Annotated in this window: 10 protein-coding genes; 5 read left to right on the top strand and 5 right to left on the bottom strand. The window is 58.2% G+C overall.

Annotated elements, in window-relative coordinates; genetic code table 11:
* The first annotated feature begins 163 nt into the window (after positions 1 to 163).
* On the top strand, positions 164 to 6094 hold the full coding sequence (locus NZK35_RS03025; protein ID WP_259631122.1) for an ATP-binding protein: 5931 nt from the start codon (positions 164 to 166) through the stop codon (positions 6092 to 6094).
* 16 nt (positions 6095 to 6110) lie between these two features.
* On the opposite strand, the gene NZK35_RS03020 is transcribed toward NZK35_RS03025, so the two are convergent.
* The gene (locus tag NZK35_RS03020) at positions 6111 to 7394 is read right to left on the bottom strand and encodes an OmpP1/FadL family transporter (RefSeq protein WP_259631121.1); all 1284 of its coding nucleotides are present in this window, start codon (positions 7392 to 7394) and stop codon (positions 6111 to 6113) included.
* 230 nt (positions 7395 to 7624) lie between these two features.
* On the opposite strand from NZK35_RS03020, the gene NZK35_RS03015 reads away from it, so the two are divergent.
* Positions 7625 to 8122, top strand: a complete 498-nt coding sequence (locus NZK35_RS03015; protein WP_259631120.1) for a response regulator — start codon at positions 7625 to 7627, stop codon at positions 8120 to 8122.
* Positions 8123 to 8146: 24 nt separating this feature from the next.
* On the opposite strand, the gene NZK35_RS03010 is transcribed toward NZK35_RS03015, so the two are convergent.
* Positions 8147 to 9169 (bottom strand): potassium channel family protein, encoded by a 1023-nt coding sequence (locus NZK35_RS03010; RefSeq protein ID WP_259631119.1) that lies wholly within the window; start codon positions 9167 to 9169, stop codon positions 8147 to 8149.
* A 174-nt stretch (positions 9170 to 9343) separates the two neighbouring features.
* On the opposite strand from NZK35_RS03010, the gene NZK35_RS03005 reads away from it, so the two are divergent.
* Positions 9344 to 10489, top strand: a complete 1146-nt coding sequence (locus tag NZK35_RS03005; RefSeq protein ID WP_259631118.1) for a thioredoxin family protein — start codon at positions 9344 to 9346, stop codon at positions 10487 to 10489.
* 22 nt (positions 10490 to 10511) lie between these two features.
* On the opposite strand, the gene NZK35_RS03000 is transcribed toward NZK35_RS03005, so the two are convergent.
* Positions 10512 to 13040 carry a U32 family peptidase gene (locus NZK35_RS03000; RefSeq protein ID WP_259631117.1) on the bottom strand — a complete coding sequence of 843 codons (2529 nt, stop codon included), beginning with the start codon at positions 13038 to 13040 and terminating at the stop codon, positions 10512 to 10514.
* Positions 13041 to 13301: 261 nt separating this feature from the next.
* On the opposite strand from NZK35_RS03000, the gene NZK35_RS02995 reads away from it, so the two are divergent.
* Positions 13302 to 13715, top strand: a complete 414-nt coding sequence (locus NZK35_RS02995) for a hypothetical protein (protein WP_259631116.1) — start codon at positions 13302 to 13304, stop codon at positions 13713 to 13715.
* 95 nt (positions 13716 to 13810) lie between these two features.
* Positions 13811 to 15586, top strand: coding sequence for a hypothetical protein (locus NZK35_RS02990; RefSeq protein ID WP_259631115.1), 1776 nt, complete (start codon positions 13811 to 13813; stop codon positions 15584 to 15586).
* A 1170-nt stretch (positions 15587 to 16756) separates the two neighbouring features.
* Here the strand turns inward: NZK35_RS02990 and NZK35_RS02985 are convergent.
* Entirely contained in the window at positions 16757 to 17215 is a 459-nt protein-coding gene (locus NZK35_RS02985) for a TIGR03067 domain-containing protein (RefSeq protein ID WP_259631114.1), read from the bottom strand.
* Between the two features lie 751 nt (positions 17216 to 17966).
* Positions 17967 to 18284 (bottom strand): hypothetical protein, encoded by a 318-nt coding sequence (locus tag NZK35_RS02980; protein WP_259631113.1) that lies wholly within the window; start codon positions 18282 to 18284, stop codon positions 17967 to 17969.
* Positions 18285 to 18623: the final 339 nt, after the last annotated feature.

Raw genomic sequence — 18623 nt, 5'->3', positions numbered from 1 at the left:
TCGAGCACCCACTATGGCGGTTGCGAAAGCACGTTCAATGCAGCGCCCACGTTTAAAGCGACGCGAGAGGGCAAACCCTCACCGATGATGACGCTTCGGCAAGGCAGGGCAGACCTACTGTTGGATAGATCATTCTGTCCAGATGCCGCGTTGAGCGATCCAGATGCAGTCCCCCGAGTCCACCGCCTACCGCTACCAAACTCTACGGGAGTTGCCGGATGTGGCCGGAGTGCACTGCTGGCTTGTCCAGGACCTGCAGGGCGAAGGCCGCCTGGTGATCCGCGATTTGCCGACGGCGATGTTCAAGGAAGGACTGCAAATCCGGTTTCAAAACGAAGCCCGACTGCTGAGCGAAATTGAGTGCGACAACTACAATTCGATGGTCTCCTATGACATCGACGATGATCGCATTCGATTGGTCTACCGCTACCGTGATGGGATCAGTTTGTCTCGGCTGGTCGCACAATCAGCGATGTCGCCCAAATCGACGTTGCGGTTGGCGTGTGACCTGTTGCAGGCGCTGATTCCGATCCACCAACAGGGCTGTGTGCATCGCGACTGGCGGCCGTCCCACGTGATTCTGGCTCCAACCGGCGAAGCGATTCTCGCCGGCTATGGACCGGTGTGGCGCGCGAATCTGGCTGCCGGCGACAGTCCCATCGGGATCGAAACGGTGCGCTACGCCTCGCCCGAACTGGCGGGAATCATTCGCCATGATATCGGCCCGGCGTCGGACCTCTACTCTCTGGGTTTGATCCTCTACTGGGCGCTCGCCGGCGAACCGATGTGCGACGCGACCACCGTCGGCGACATCCTGCTGCAACACTCGACTTCGGATCTGGACACCGACCGCTTTCCCAGCGACACGCCGCCACAACTGGTCTCGATGATCGAGCGGTTGACACAGAAAGAGCCGCGTGAGCGTTACCAATCGGCGGCCGCCGCGCTTGCCGATGCGTCGGCGATCCTGAAGATGATCCAAGACGGCGCTTCGGCCACGCCGGTGGTGATCGGTCGATCCGACGCCCGTTCCGATCTGGTCGACCCCGCATTCGTCGGTCGTGAAACACAGCTGCAAACGTTACAGGAAAACCTGACCGAAGTCGCCGCGGGAAGCTGGCGCCAAACCTTGATTGCCTGCGTTTCGGGGATGGGCAAAAGCCGGCTGAACCAGGAAATCACACGCCTGGCCACGCGTCACGGCTTTCTCGTCTTCCAGGGTGAATCAATCCATCAAGCGGCCGCTGAACCCAACGCGCCGTGGATGCAAGTCGTCGGCCAGGTGGCGCAGTACTGTGTCTCCCATCCGGACATCCGAGAGCGTCTCGAAAAAACGATGTCGGACTACCGCGAAGAAGTGATCACGGCGATGCCTTCGTTGGCGGGCGTGTTCGGATGGACCGGCAGCACACTTTCCGGTCCGGACGAACTCGGCCAAGGCCGCGTCGTGGCGGCCTTCGCTGCCCTGCTGACCCAACTGGGATCGGGCGACTACCCCGTGATGATCTCGTTGGATGATTGCCAGTGGATGGACGATCAATCCATTCGGATTCTGCAACGCGTCTCACGCTCCGCCGCACCCTTCCAACTGCTGCTGCTTTCGGCACGTTCGGACGAAGGACAAACGGCTCGTGTCCGCGAAGCCGCACAACTTGACCACGTGCTGAACTTGGGACCGCTCGATGCCGATAGCGTTCGTCGGTTGAGCGAATCGATGGCCGGCAGGCTTCCCGACGAAGCGATCAAAGTGATTCAGGAGTTCGCCGAAGGCAGTCCGTTTATGGCCGCCGCGATCCTGCGTGGCATGGTCGAATCCTCGGTGCTGGTCTCCGACAAAGAAGGTTGGGTGCTGGACCGAGAGCGTCTGGAAAATTTCCAGACCACCGCCGAGGCCGGCGAAGTCCTGGCGGGGCGACTGGACAACCTGCCGGCCAAGGCGAGGCATTTCCTGGATGCCGCGGCAGTGATCGGCAGCGAATTCACACTCGACGCCGTCGTCGAACTGTCTCAAATCGATCTGTCGGAAAGCTTCGAACTGCTGGCTGACATCCGTCGCCATCGCATGCTCTGGAGCAAACCCGACGGCAGCTACGCCTTTGCCCACGACAAGATTCGCGAAGCCGTGCTCGCGCACCTGAAGCCCGATGTCAAACAACGCATGCACGGGCAGATCGGGCAATACTTCGCCAAAACCCAACCGCACCGAATCTATGACCTGGCCTATCACTTCGACGCGGCGGGCCTGCACCGCGAAGCACTTCCGCATGCCTTAGACGCCGCCTCCAAAGCACGCCAGGAATTCTCCCTCGGCAGCGCACGGCGACAACTCGAAATCGCCGCCCGCGCGTTCCACGTCACCGATTCGGCAACACGCCATCAAGTCGAATCGATGATGAGCGAAGTGCTGATGTTGCAGGGAGAATACGACCAAGCCCAGCAGTGGTTGGTCGCGGCCTCCAAAACTGCCACCACGGAAATGGACGACGCGGTCATCGCCACGCGGCAGGGCGAATTGGCATTCAAACGCGGTGACAAAGTCCAAGCGGTGGAGTACTTCGAATCTGCGTTGACCCGCTTGGGGCAACCCGTCTGCCGCAATCGCTTTGAATTGTTCACCAACCTGCTGCGGGAAATCACCGTCCAAGCCCTGCACACCGCGGCACCATGGCTGGTCCGCTCACGGACCCGTTCACCCGACGCCACCGAACAACTCCGTTTGCGGCTGTACAGCAATATCGCCCGCGGTTACTGGTACACGCGAGACAAGTACTACACGCTGTGGGCGCATCTGCGTGGCATGAATCGTGGCGAGGGTTATCGCCCCTCCGCCGGCCTGGCCCACGCCTACAGCGAACACGCCCCCGCGATGACCCTGTTGGGTTGGTACCGACGCGGCATCGATTATGCCGAACGTTCCCTGCAGATCCGCAAAGCGCTACACGACGTCTGGGGACAAGGGCAATCGCGCAACTTCATGAGCATCCTGCATTACTCGTTCAGTAACTACGAGCAATGCATCCACGAAGCCAGCCAGGCCGTTGCGATTCTGGAACGCACCGGCGACTACTGGGAAGTCCACATCGCACGCTACCAATACGCCGCCTCGCTCTATCGGCAAGGCAACTTGCGTGAAGCGTTGGATCAAACCCGCATCAATTACCGCTCGGCGGTTCGCCGTAGTGACTTTCAAGGCACCGGGAACATCGTCGAAGTCTGGGCCCGCGCGGCACTGGGAAACATCCCTCTGGATGTGCTGCAAATCGAGCTCAAACGCAAGGTCGACGACGCCCAGCGAATTTGTGAAGTCAAACTCGCCTACGGGGTTTATCACTACTACCAATACGGCTATGCCGAAGCCGTCAAGGCGTTCACCGAAGCGGTCCAGATCGCCGAAGACGCCTCGGTCGTCAACGCCTACGTCAGCCCCTGTTACGCATGGCGTGCCACCGCGCTGCGGCGACTGCTGGAAACCGAACCCGCCAAGACCGATGCGACCCGACGGAAGCAACTCCGTGAACTCCATTCGGCCTGCAAGCAAGCCGTCCGACTGGCCAAACGCTACACCAATGAACTGCCCCACGCGTTGCGCGAACTCGCCGCCGCCTCGGCACTCCAGGGGCGAACTCGCCGAGCCCTCCGCCAATTTCGCGATTCAATACGGATCGCCAATCAACAAGGCGCCCGGTTGGAGCAAATTCAAACGACGCTGCTGCACGCGCAATTGGCCAAAGAAACCGGCTGGACGGTCGATGAAGCCTTGGTGCGCGAAGCGGCCGAAGCGTTGCAGCAACTGAAGACCTCCGTCGGTGCGGTCGAGGACGGCGGATCGCTGTCCTTGGTCGATCGATTCGATTCACTCCTGGAAGCCGGACGTCGCATCGCCGTCGGTACCGAAATCGATGTCATTCGCGACGAAATCATCGCGGCGGCGGCGAAACTGCTACGCGGCGATCGAGTCCTGTTGATCCAGCCGGCGACCGGAAACGGCGAGGCGACCACCATTCCGCCCAATACGGTTTTTGATCCCGACATCGTCAAACAGACCGAGAAAAAGGGATCCGCGATCATCTGTGAATACGAACGGAGCGATCTGTGCGATGTCCGCTCCCGCCATCACGACACACATCACAACTACGGAACGTTCCTCTGCTGCCCGGTCTTGGTGCATGGAAAAATCCATTCCTACCTGTACATCGCCAACTCCTACATGATGGGAATGTTCGGCGACGACGAACTGCGGATCGCCAACTACCTGTCCTCGGCCGCGGGAGCCGCGTTCGAAAAAGCGGACGGCTTCACGCAACTCCAAGAGCTCAACCAAACCCTCGAACGCAAGGTCGCCCAACGCACCGAAACGCTGTCACTGCGGAACGAAGAAATCGAACGTACCGCCGACCGACTGCGCGCCGCGCAGGTCAACCTCCGCGAGGCGAAGGAACTTGCCGAGCACGCCAACCGTGCCAAAAGCGAATTCTTGGCACGAATGAGCCACGAGATTCGCACCCCGATCACCGCCGTCCTCGGATACACCGAACTGATGCTCCGCGGTATCGTCACCGATCCCGAAGAACAACGACAACACCTGGAAACCATCCACAGCAACGGAAGCCACTTGCTGCATCTGCTCAACGACATTCTCGATCTGTCGAAGATCGAAGCCGATAAAATCGAAGTCGAACAGATCCACTGCGTGCCGGCAAAAGTGATCGGCGAAGTCATCAAGTCGCTTCAAGGCAAGGCGGCACAAAAGAACATCACGCTTGGCATCGATTCCGAATCGCAAATCCCCGAAACGATCACCAGTGATCCGACTCGGCTGCGACAGATCGTCACCAACCTGATCGGTAATGCGATCAAATTCACCGACCGTGGCGGCGTGACCGTCCGGCTATCCACCCGCTCGGATGACACGACCGGGCTGCCCAATCAAATCGTGGTCGCGATTCGTGATAGCGGCATCGGCATGGACGCCGATCAACTCGAGCGAATCTTTGACCCGTTCGCCCAAGCCGACACCTCCACCACACGCAAGTATGGCGGCACCGGTCTGGGACTGTCGATCAGCAAACGACTGGCCGAATCACTCGGCGGCGGGCTGGAAGTGGAAAGCATCCCAGGCGTCGGCAGCACCTTCACCGTTCACATCGCCACCGACACCCGACCCGGTGACCGGCTGTTGAGCGATTCGGAGGTGATCGAACTGGCGACAGGTCGTCACGAAGCCCAGTGGCAGCGTGTCGATTTGACCGGCGCGCGCGTGCTGGTCGTCGATGATGCCGAGACCAATCGCGACCTGATCCACCGATTGCTGACCAGTGCCGGGGCCAGCGTTCAATCCGTCGCCGACGGACAACAAGCCGTCAACTTCTTTCTCGACTCCAGCGGCACCCCCAAATCCCACTCGATCGATTTGGTGTTGATGGACATGCAAATGCCGGTCCTGGACGGTTACTCCGCGACGCAACAACTGTGCAGCGCCGGACTGAAAACCCCGATCGTGGCCATGACGGCCAACTCGATGGTGGGCGACGACAACAAATGTCGCCAAGTCGGCTGCCGAGACTACCTTTCCAAACCCATCGACTTGGACGCGCTGTTAGAAATGGTCCGCTCCTGGTGCGCCGATTCCATCGCCTCACACTCCCAACACTTCGACCGACAGCAATCCCGTCCATCGGACGCCCCACCATCACACGCACACCCGCCGACAAGCGAAATCGTGTCGCACGAGTCGATCATCGACGAATCACACACACAACAACTGCCCTCGGATTGGCTGAGACAATTCGCCGTCGATCTGGTCGCCAAGGTTCATTTCCAGATGCCGGCCATCAAAAATGCCTATGACTGCGCGGATCATGACGAAGTGGCGCGAAAACTCCATTGGATCAAAGGGTCCGGCGGGACCGTCGGATTGAACACGCTGACGGAACTCGCTCGATCCTGTGAACAGGCGGCCAAAGCATCCGATACCGACGCTTTGGCCGAGCGGTTGAACGCCATCGAATCGTATGTCAACCTGCTTGTCGACGAGTGCGGTGAGGAACTGCCCAATCCGCAGGCGGCCGAAAACGCCGCGTCTCATCCGGTATGAGAGACCGCTTGTCGGATCACCGCATCCGCGCCCGCTGAAAGCTCAGTGAAAACTGATGAGCGTTGACCGAGTGCCAGCCGTCATCAAAGTCTCCCCCGATGAAGCCACTGGTTTGGACCGTTTGGGTCGGCCCGAACGACCACTGGTACGCCGCATCGACGGCGATCCCGCGCCACGTGCATCCGTAGCCGAAGGACAACGCATGCTCCAAAATCGTTTGGATGTAGGGCGTAACCGTGCTGTCGGGAATCGGGTTCCGATGGTAGGCGTATCCGACGCGAATCACACGATCGTCCCTGAGTTCTTGTTCGATCCCGAATCGTAACGACACCGTGTCACGCCAGTTGAGCGGAAACGATTCCAACAACGTCGGAGCGACAAACTGGTAGACCGGATTGAGCGGATCTTTCAGCGACAGATCAAAGTGGTCGTAAGCACTCGACCAGTCGTACCAAATCGCGTCCGCGGAAAACGTCCGCCGCTGGCCGGTTCGATGTGACAAGCCGACACCCAACGAACGCGGCCATTTGACATCCAACATCGAATCATATCGGGACGCGCCCAGTCCGGGAATCTCGACCACCGTCGTGCCGTCGAGTTCCATCTTGGTCTCGTGTTGATAGTTGACCCCGACAGTGGTTCGATCATTCAACTCGTATTGCATTCCGATCGACCAACTCAGCCCCGCACCGGTCCCCTGCAGGTCCATCCGCGTCGGCGTTCCGGCGAACGCGTTGGGTCCCTGCAGCGTGTACGGTCCCTCCAACTCGATGTGATTGATCGCCGCCCCCAACGTGGTTCCGATCGAAAGCCGCTCGGTCAGTTTGAGCGACAGCGTCGGCAGCAGGCGGGCCAGTGCGCCGATGGACTTGTAGTGCTGCGGACCGGAGAAGGGCGCCGGACCATTCATCATGTATTCGGCGGCAAATCCGGCGTGCGAAAACGCGCCGAAACCGATCGAGATGGTCTCATCCAATTTCTTGGCGATCGCAAACTCGCCGATCGGAAACGGATTGTCGATGTCACCGACGCGTGAATTGTCCGCGTCATCGTATTCCAAATCGGTCAACAGCAGGTGGCCGCCGAATTCCAGCAAACAATCCGCTTCGTTTCGAACCAACCCCGCGGGATTGTCCAGCATCACGTGCGCGTTATCGCTCATGGCGATGTTGGTTCCGCCGCGTCCGATGCTGCGAGCACTCACCCCGTCGCGGATCGTGCCGTCGGCCACGGCGACCGAACACATGACCATACCGGCAAGCATCGCTGCGATGCCTGCCGTCCATCTTGATCGATCCATCGTCATGCGTCCCGCCGTTTGCAGCTCAGAAGCTAACCCTTGTCCATATGAGGGTTTTTTCGGGTCAGCGCTTGACCGGACGTGAACAAAGGTCGTTGCGGAGGGAACTCCCTCACACGCCGCAGCGCGGAAACCCGTCGCTTCGACCTAGTTTTACCTGAAGAGTCGTGGCACCGATCACGACAACACACGCTGATGGCTCAGCGGTTTCCGATTACCGGTGCAATTCAATGTTCGACGGCCGACAACAAATCGTCAATAGCAAGATCCTGGTCATCGACGATGAACAGATCATCATCGATGTGATCACCGCCCACCTGAACGTCGCCGGATTTTGGAACGTGGTCGGGATCAGCGATTCGATCGATGCCGTTCAGCGCATGAAACAAGAAAACCCTGACATGGTGCTGTTGGACATCTCCATGCCGGACGTCAGCGGAAACTACTTGATCCAGATCGCCCGCGCCGATCCGAACCTGAAAACAGTGCCGCTGATCGTCGTCACGGCCAGTGACTCCGAGGAAACGCATCGTCGCGCGCTTGAACTGGGTGCCGACGAAGTGCTGACGAAACCGTTGCAACCGGGCACCCTGGTTCAACGCGTCGAACATGCACTCAGCCAAAAGCTGGCGTTCGATGTCTCCACCCTGCATCAACGCCAGGCGCGGTGCAAACCGGTCAACGAGAAATACAACGAGTTGCGTGGTCTGGGCGGGCGCATCCCCTGATCGTTCTCAGCGGCCCCTCGCAGCCTAAATCCCCTCGCTACTCTCCAACAACGCGTACCGTTTTTGAAACGCGACCACTGCGTCCTGTTTGCCCATCACAAGAATCGTCTCGCCCGATTTGAAAACCCGTTCTCCGAGGGGATTGAAGTCCAAGGTTTCGTCCAAGGTTTTGATCGCCACGACCAGCAATTGGTGCTGATCGCGGACCCGAATCTGTGCGATCGACTGGTTCTCAATCGCACTACCCGGGGGAATGAGAAGTTCGTCGAGGATCAATTCCTTGAACTCGGGTTCATTGAGCGATGAAAAGAACTGCGCCGCCGTCGGCCGCGTGACCAGTCGCGACATGTATTCGGCCACCATTTGATGTCCCATCACGACTTCGTTGGCCCCGGCTTGGCGAAGCTTTCGCGAAGTGCTTTCCTGGTCGGCCTGGGCGACGATTCGAATCCCCGGACAGAGATTCCGCGCCGACAAGGTGATGAAAACGTTCTGAGCATCGGTCGGCAACGCCACCACGATCGCGCTCGCCTCGCTGATTTTGGCTTCCTTTAACGTCTCTTCGTCGGTCGCGTCCGCGTTGATCGCCAAATACCCCTGATCGATCGCCTGTTGGTAATGCACCGGGTCGATCTCCAAGATCACAAACTTGTAACGCCGCTGTTGCAAGTCCTTGGCCAACACAGGCCCGCTCTTGCCGAAACCGCAAATGATGGTGTGATTGCTTAAACGAGAAAGTTCTTTTTCCATTCGTCGTCGTCCAAACGCACGATCCAGTTCCCCTTGAAGGGTCAATTGGATCATGCCGGTGAAGGTGTAGGCCGCAGCCGTGGTGCCCAGCAAAATGACCGCGATGGACAACAGTTGCGTCATCCAGCTTTCACCACTTTGCTCACTGTAACCGACCGTCGATATCGTGATCACCACCATCCAACAGGCTTCCAGCCAGTCGTATCCGGCGACCAGCCGATAACCCACCACTGCCAAAAAAACGATCACGGCGAGCGCCGAAGCGCCGCGACGAATTTTGGTAAAAGGCGTGTTCATCGGCAAACGTAACCGGTCGTTCGATACGGGACGATTCGGGACGATTCGGGCGCGACGGCAAGCGTCCGGCCGGCGTGGCGAGTCCATCGGTCGCGACAGTTTTCGACCGACTAAAGTGCTACAGCATACATTACACGCTCCAGGTTCCCCGAATCCACGTCACTCGCCCTGCCCATGAACCGCTCTCGCGCCACGCCCGCTCTCGTCTTCATGGCCTTCGTCACCGTCAGTCAACTCGCTGGACATCGGGTCGCCGGCCAAGCCCCCGATCGCCAAGCCCCCGATCGCCAGGCCGCCCTCCCCCCGATCCGATTGACGATCTACGCCGTCGAGGACTTGCCCGTCTATCGAATGGGCCGATCGGATGATCCGGTTTTCGACCCCTCGGCTCTGGTGTTCGCCCTGAAAACCCGCGTCGACCCGCCCAGCTGGCTGCTCGATGAAACAGACATCAAGATCAACCTGGCCACGAAATCGCTGTTCATCCGGCAGTTCCATGCCAACCACGACGAAATTGCAAACCTGCTCCAACGACTGAGACGGTTCAGCCGATCGATCGACAAGGCCTCGTTGGATGCCACGATCGAGGAAGCACGAAAAACCAATCGACGCGTTTTGTTGCTCGTCTCGCGTCCCGAGTCCAACTTCACTGCCAACGCATTGGCGGTACTCGATGACGAACGCTTCGCGAAGGTCAGCGACCACTACTTGCTCCGCTGCATCACCCCCGAACGGATCGATCAACTCGGTGGTGCGTTGGGCAATTTGAATTCCCCAGACGATTCGCGACTTTGCGTTCTGGCAGGAAACGGCGACCCCATCGATCAGTTGACCGACCAAGAATCCCGCGCCCACCGAGATTCGATCACGCAATTCTTACGGAAACATGGGGTCCCGCTTCCGACCGCCGATACCGTACTTCGTGCCGGCCAGGTTCGATCCGATGCGGAACAAAAAAAGACGCTGCTGATCGTTTCCGGCCCCGGTTGCGTCCATTGCATTCGATTGAAGACGTTTCTGAGTGCCTACGAGTCGATCTTTTCAAAAGATTTTGTACCCGTCATCGTTGACACCCGAATGCCCGACGTGGAATCCGTGACCACTCGTTTCGGCCGAACAGATGATGAGATTCCCTGGTACGCCATAATTGATTCCGACGGCAAGCCGATCGTCACCAGTGAATCGACCACCGGCAACATCGGATTTCCCGCCGACGATGAAGACCGTGATTACTTCAGATCCATGTTCGATCAAACCCGCCGCCGGATCAGTGACGCCGAACTCGACGAAGTGTTTCGAGCGCTTCGGGGTGGATCATAGCGGTCTCGTGCCATCCGACCACTCATAAAACCGCCAACGGATTCCGCTTCGACTCCAGCGTTCCGCGCGTCACTCCCATCCGGTTGGTCGCGCCGAGCGTCTTCCAGACCTGCTCCGCCGTCAAACGACCGCTCAACAGATCGCGGTACAACGAAACCGTCTTGATCACTTCGGCCCGCGATTCTTCGAGCATCTCTAAACGGAACCAACCGATCCCCCGCTCCAGCAACCGGCCGGCCGTTTCCGCGCCGCTTTGCGGAGTCGCATTGTAAAGGGTATTGCGACAGGCGACGTCGGCCTGCAACGTGTGCTCTGCCCCCACCCGATCGCGCAACTGCACGACGTGGTCATCGCAGGGCCGACCACAATTGGTCTTGTTCGTCCCCGGCGACAGCACCGAACAGAACACACAATGCTCCATGTGGAACATCGGTATGTGTTGATGCAATACCACCTCCATCCAATCCGGCGGAACCGAATCGATCAGATCGGCCAATTGATCGCAGTTTAAATCATACGACGCCGTCACCCGGCATGCCCCCAGCGAGCGAATCCACTCGGCCGATCGATGATTGGCGACGTTCAACGAAAAATCGGCGATGGTCTCCATCGTGGATGCTCGAAAGAACTCGAGCGCCGCGAGGTTTCGCGCCAGAATGAAATCCGGCCGGTGACGCGGCAACACTCGCAACAATCCCATCTCCGCCGGCTTTTGGATTCGCACCGTCGCAATGCCAAACGGAATCGATTCCGCCGCCACGATCTCCGACACCCTGGCGTAATGCCGGACGTCATGAAAGTCGACGTAGATCAGATCGACCGCTGCTTCGGTCGCCGCCTTCACTTGATCGAGCGAACGACACAAGACAGCGATCCGGGGTGGTTTCACGGGCGGATCGCCGGATGGGATCGGATCCAACATCGCTTCGCCGGCCGCCACGCGAATCGATCGCGGCGGAGGTTGCTCGATCCGCCGGGCGAGTCGCTCCATCACGCGCCGGCGCAGCTCGTTGATCAAACTGGCCGGAACCATCGGCTCCCCGCTGATCTTCGCATCAAGTTTCCGCATCCGAAATGCCGTCGCACCCAGACGTGACAGTTTTTCCGCCAGCATCGATTCGGTCGCGGGGTGCTTGTTCGCCCGCTCAAGCGCAACATCGGAACAAACCGTTTCGGTCAACCGCGCGGAATCGGACAACGTCGCAGTCACGCGCAACGGCTCACCGGTGACCGCGACGACATTGAAATCGATGTCACGTCGCGTCACCGGATCGGCGACGTTGAACGACGCACGCAGTCGACGATTCAGTTTTGGATCATCATTCTTGTACACCGAGCCATCCTCGGCGATCTTGGACCAATCGATCTCGCCGCGCCCGAACCCGATCCAAGCCGTCTGGCCGGAGCGCATCGTTTTTTGTTTTTCACCGCGGCCGCTGTGCAACGAATACACGCGGCCACCCTGCATCGCCTGGTCGCTGCCATCGGTTTCGGTGGACTCGATCCCCAATCCGTCACCGAGTGAAACGTCGGCCGCCAAACGCGTTTGGATCCGGTCACCGTCGACCCGCAGCACCCGTCCGAGCAAGATGCCGCGTTTGGCGCTGTGGCGACCAGGCACCAATCGCTTGTGATCATTGCCTTCCAACCAGCCCGGTGTGAAACCGCGCGAGAACGAAAGCTCCATCTCTTGCTTGGCCTTGTCGCTGACCGTGACCCGCCCCTCCGCGACGGCTTGATCGATCGCCCGGCGATAGTGTTTGGTCAGATTGGCGACGTACTCCGGAGTTTTCAATCGACCTTCGATCTTCAGCGAGGCGATGCCGGCTTGCATCAGCGCGACGATCGAATCGTACCCGGCCAGATCTTGGGGGCTGAGCAGGTAACGGACGTCATCCAGGTCCACGTCCTTGCCATCGCAAATCACTTCATACGGCAATCGACACGCCTGGGCGCACTGACCGCGATTGGCGCTTCGACCGCCCAGCGATTCACTGGTCAAACACTGGCCGGAATACGCGACGCAAAGCGCACCATGGATGAAGACCTCCAACGGCATCTCCGTCGCCGCGGCGATCTTGCCAATCTCGGCGACCGACAATTCCCGCGCCAGCACCACCCGAGCGAGTCCCAACGCTGACGCCACCGCGATCGTCTCAGCGCTGGTCAGACTCATCTGCGTGCTGGCGTGAATCTCCAATTCGCCGCAGATCTCGCGGACCAGTCGGGCGACGCCGAAATCCTGCACCAGCACCGCATCGACGCCGCTCTCGGCGATCCGCTCGACGACCGGAACCAGCCGCGGCAATTCCGATGGAAACACCAGCGTGTTCATGGTCGTGTAGCCCCGCACGCCACGGCTGCGAAGCAGCTTCATCAATTCGGGCAGATCATCCAGATGAAAATTCTTCGCCCGGTGGCGGGCGTTGAATCCGCAATCGAGACCGAAATAGATCGCGTCGGCCCCGTTTTCGATCGCCGCCCGCGCGCAATCCCAGTCCCCCGCCGGGGCGAGCAATTCGGGTGGGACGGTTTGAGCATGTGAGTTCATGGCCGAAAGTATGGCGCAGGCCGCCTCGGATTCGTAGGGGCATTTTCTCCCGTCCCTCCAGAGAATGTCACCCTCCTGCCAGGAGGGTCGAGCGCAGCGAGGGGAGGTCGAAAGGTGAATCGCGGCGTTCACTTCACTCTTGATGGGCGATCCCAAGCAACAACGCAAACCCTGGTATCAACGACTTTAAAACTGCACGACAATCCATACGATAGGATTGCCTGCGACCCGACGACCCCCATCGACGAGAGCTGATTCGAAGTGAGCGAAACTGTGAACTACCCCGCCTCCTGGTTGATCTGGTTCCTGCGGCTCGTCGGGATCGTTTCACAGTTGGCGTTTATTGCCGCCGTGATGCCAGAATCGTGGATCATCGCAATCACCGACGCACTGAAGCTGGAAAGATTTCCAGAGACGCCGCTGGCTTTTTATCTGGCCCGGCATCTGTCGCTGCTCTACGGATTCATCGGCATCGCCCTCATCGTGGTCTCCTACCGGCTGGCTCGTTTCCGCGATTTTGTCGGCACGCTCTCGCTGGGCATCATCGTCTTCGGCCTCTTGCAGGGTCTGATCGATTTTCAGTCCGGAATGCCGATCTGGTGGACCGCCGGAGAATCGATCAGCACGATCATCGGCGGCGGACTGATGCTCTGGTTGCACCGCCGCTGTGACTGATTTTCAGCGTTCCTCCATCGATCACGACCTATCGTTTGAAGGTTTTCCGGTATCGCCCCGTTGCGATTTGTGTGGGCACCGACCCTCCGAGACGCGTGATTGATGCGACAAACATGCTCAAATACCTGTTGATTCCACTCGGCATTCTGTCGGCCATCATCCTGGCAGTCCCCAATCTGGTCGTCCTGGGTTATTTCTTCCTCGTGATCCCCGGGCTGATTCTGACGATCATTCCGACTGTATTTGTTTATCTGTTCGCCACCTTCCTGATTCGACCCTTCGTGCCGTCGTCATCGCGGGTCGGAGCAAGCGTGATTGCATTCGGAATGGCGATTGCCCTCGGTTTCCTTGTCATGTTGCCATGGCGAATGATCGAAGTTCGTCGCTTTGAACAAGCCGCACTTCCCGACATCGCCGCGTCACCGGCGATACGATTGACCGGAAACGTTCTCGTCGATTTTCCTCCAAATCCTCGCCGATCGGCCTCGGCATTAACGTGTGATCATCGCTGCACCGCGTTGCTTGATACGCCGGGCGTAGAAAGTGTCACCAAGGTCTGCGGCGACGACGCGGCAACCTTTCGACGCGGTCCCAATGCAGCTGGCACGCTGGCACAGCCCGATCAGCCGCAAAAGATTCTTGATGCCTTCGACAGACTCTCCGGAACTCGAGGGATGCGTCGCTTTGAGGAACGCAGACGCTTGGATCGGGCTTTGCAGGCGGACTGGGCATTGCGGATCGCTCAAGGCGACACGCTTCGAGAGCACGCACCGCTCGGCGCCAAACACATCGACTGGCGCGTGATCTACCAAGTTGATCGAAGACGGGGTGAACCACGCGTTGAGAGGCTGGAGATTCGAGACCATACCGATGCGGTGATGGCGCGGAAGTCATTGGTGAAACATCGTATTCCTTCGCCATTCTTTTACTTCGGATTCGAAGGTGCCATGACCAACGCACGGTTTACCGTCGGTGGTTCCAACGATTCCAATCAGACGCGCTACTACGACTTCGATCCCGATGTCGAACTGCTGCGATTGACTCAGATTCGGCAACCAAATCCGGCCCCGGACTCAGTCGAACGCATGCAACAGAAACTGGCTGAAACACTGGACGATCCGAACGCGACGGACGCGCAACTGCTGCTGGCGCCGTTGTGGTTGAGACTGTTCCAATACGAAGCAGGACAAGACCAGATCGACACCATCGCAAAGATCTTGCTGGATGAACGAATCGCGGACCCCCACCAATTGCTGCGGACGACGTTGCGGAGCAAGACGGATTTGACCGCGTTACGAATGGGGCTGGCCAAGCGTTTCTTGGCTGCAGATGAACCGCAAGCTCGAACGTGGTATGTCTCCGCATTGGTTGGCTTACCCACGGCAACCTTTGCCCAGCCGAGCAACGACGAACAAGCGATTTGGGACCGTGCCACCTCCGTCCAGGAAGCGGCACCTTTTTTGGAACGATTGGCAGATCAGGGTACAGCCGTCGTACCGGAATTGCTGGGGATTCTGGACCAGGTGGTCGAGAAACCGTGGCACGAACGTTTTCGCGTCGTACGCGGAATTCGAGAAGCATTCAAACGCATGGGTCCTGATGCGGCGATGGCAATCCCACGCATCCGATCACTGTTGGCCGAACGCCGTTCGCCACTGACCAACTCGGCAGATGATCGTCTCCAGTGGCTCGTGGCCCTCGCTCGGATGGGTGTGCCTGTCGAAGAACTGCCCTACGGCAGTTGGGTCACGGGACCATCGGAATTGCAGCGACACTCAACGCGGGTGCGCAATCAACTCAAACGCTACGAAGCCGAATGCTCCATCAGCGTTCACCGGGACGGGGCAACCTCTGGTTCGTCGAATGCTTGACGGGAGCCCTCACACAATTCCGCATTGCCAAGCTCCAAGCCTCTTCATCACTCATGTAAATTTGTGTCCGCACCTGGGGCAAATCCGGGACGTCTTCGCCAACTCTCGGCTGCACGATGGGCACGAGTGCACGTTCATCTCCAAGATTTCTTTTTCTGCAAGCCTTTGCTTGTTATTGCTCCAGATCACGGCATAGGCGATTGCAAAGGGCCAACCGACGGTAAGAAAAACAACGCCGGTCAGACACCACATCACGGCGGAGCCAACCATTCCCCAGACCGTCTTATTCTTTGACGGCTTTGAGGACGTAGGCCGCGCGTCTGCCTCAACAGGTTCCGGCGAAGCTTGATAGGGGTTTTGCATGGGCTCGAAGACGATCGGTAGGACGAACAGCCCAGATCAGCGCGGACGCACCAACGGCCATCAAGTCTAACAAAAAACACGAGCGACCGATCGGGCTTACCATGATCCCGGAGGGATCACAGCCGAGCGGCAGCGAACCGAGCATCCCGGAGGAATCACAGCGAGTAGCCGGAGGTCAGCGCAGCGTCTCCTCCGGAACACGCCCCCATTCCTCCCATCGATCCCGGACGGGGTCGCACAACGTTTCTACACTCCTGCATCAGGCACGACGGCCAACGCGATCTCTCGCAAGGACGCGTCACACGGCGTCCGGCCACGTCGAACGATCTGCCCTCGCAATACCGTCCGCTTCACCCACCTCTTGCACGGAGTTCATCAGCGTCGCGGTGCAAACCGCGTTTTAATCTCATTGGTGCACTTCAGACCTCCATAGGCGCTCGACTCCCAAGGATCGGCGCGTCGTGTGCTCGGTCGGATTCGTCTTTCAATAAAAGAAAAACACCCTCGACCACACGACGCGAGTGACGAGGGAGTCATGCGCCACTGAATCACTCGATGGGCGACAAGAGATCAAAACGGTGTCGCCCCAAAACGCTGACGACCTGCGGCCAGAGGACCCTGAGAAGCTGGCGTCAGCCTTACGGCCAGCAGTCCCACGCTGACGTCAGCCCACCGTGACCGCACATCAACCCATGAAGCGGTAAGCAATTCGATTAAGTTCAACGTCAGGCATCACCGAGTGGCGTCGGTCGATCATCCACTTCAAATCTCCCGACTTCACCGCTCGGTTGCATCGGCTCGTTCGCTTCAATCAGTTTTCTTTCGGTCGATCGATAGAAAGTAGCGATTTGCAGCCGTGGATTCAAACGAGGTTGGTCTAGGATCGCCAGGATACGGGAAGCAGTTGATGAATTTTTCGTCGTCAAATCGAAAGATACCGGGTAGAGTCTGACCGTCGCGTGGCCCGCCGACGTAAGTCACATCTATCTCGAATGGCTTGTCCGAAACGTCAATTTTGAAAGTGGCAATTCCCACATCTTTGCCATCAGTAACAAATACCATCTTGCGATCATCGATTCGGTAGGACCGGTTAGCTCGTCCCTCTGATGTATCCTCGCCGTGGATGACCCACTTTTCCGCCTTCCAGTGTCCTTGCAGCTTACGAAGCAACTTGGTTTCTGATGGCGGTTCATCGGCGACCAAAGTTGGTGCCGCGATCGCAAGTATGCCAGCGGCAAAGAATAAAGAAAACACTCGCGTCGTCATCAAAACCTCCATTGGCGAACGGCAGCCGTCACCGAGTACGCGTGATAGTTTCTCAATTTCAAAATCGGTCGACTCGCGTACTCCTGTGCGCGCGATGGTCCGCCACACTGGACTCTGGCAACATCGACTTGTAACCAAATCGAGACGGCACGGAAGTGCATGGTAACGCCCCTTAGCGATTGCAAAACTTTGGATGGATCGAGTAGAGTTCGTTGACGAAATTATGGAATCGCTAAGCTGCCTGATCTTCGATCTTGGGATATTCAGTCCGTTGGTAACGACCAGCGTTCCATCGATTTGTATCTAAGTGGTGCGCAATCCAGTTGACACTGTTAGGGGCCAAAAAGCGCTTTCGCCACCGCAAGTGCAAAAAAGAAGATTAGCAATTTTGAAAACCAAGTCGGAAATAATTGCGTTCGATTCGCAGGCGTAGTTTGTTCAGTTGGCTCAGCATTTAAGTCCGCATTGCAAACCGGACAACTACCACCAGAGGAAGGTGTCACCGGCATCATACAGGTCGGGCACGTAACAGACATGAAGATTCCGCTTAATCAATGTTGCTGGTAGCACTTTGCTGCTCAGCCGGGCGTAACGGCTGCGATCACGCGGTCGCCACGCGCGATCCTCCACTTCAAAAATAACAACTCGGCGACGCGCCGTGCAGTACGCCCAGCATGGGCGTGATCTTGTGGGGTGCAAGTCCTCTGCTTAGTTCCGGTTTTTTCGAGAGGTCAGTCTACCAAATGAAATTCTAGCGAAAGACAGTACGAGATGAGATGTTCATTGTCGCCAAAACCGCCGATCCTGCGGTCGACGTGTCGATGCCTCGGTCAGTTAGGATCTCGATCGCTGACTCTGTTTGGCCGCTGTCAATCGCATCGTGGAAGCGTTGCATATTCTGTCGGTAATCATTGCCTTCCGGATTTCCTATCGCATTTACGATCTCAATTGTAGCAATCCCCACTGAAACGCAGATCACGCCGGAAAGGACCCAAGTGCTTTGGTCGTCTTGCGACGAAACGAAAACAGCAAACACGCCAAATGCGACCAGGGTATTGAGTTGTCTCATGAATTGATTCTTTTTTGACAGTGAACGAATTGCGATCTATCCGCGTTCAGAAGGAACGGGGATAGATCGTGCGTCAGAGTTTTGTCGCTCCTCAGGTAGACCGGTCACGAATCCTGATTAGAACGAATCCTGTCAGACGCTGCCGTTTTCGCCGGACATCCGCGGCGAAGCCCATTGAACCACGAAAGCCTGAAAGGCCGGCACAATCGGTCCTTTCGCGGCCAGGAGCGATGGACGCCCGAAAATTGTGTCGGCCCGCTGGGCCTTGGGCATTCCTTTAAATTCCCTCCGGTGGCTGACGCCACCGGCAGACACTGTATCGGCCCTAGTATCTCACCC

It is taken from the genome of Stieleria sedimenti (genome assembly GCF_025060895.1).
GTDB lineage: Bacteria > Planctomycetota > Planctomycetia > Pirellulales > Pirellulaceae > Stieleria > Stieleria sedimenti.
Note: the sequence above shows the minus strand (reverse complement) of the source record. Positions and strands in the feature narration are given on the sequence as shown.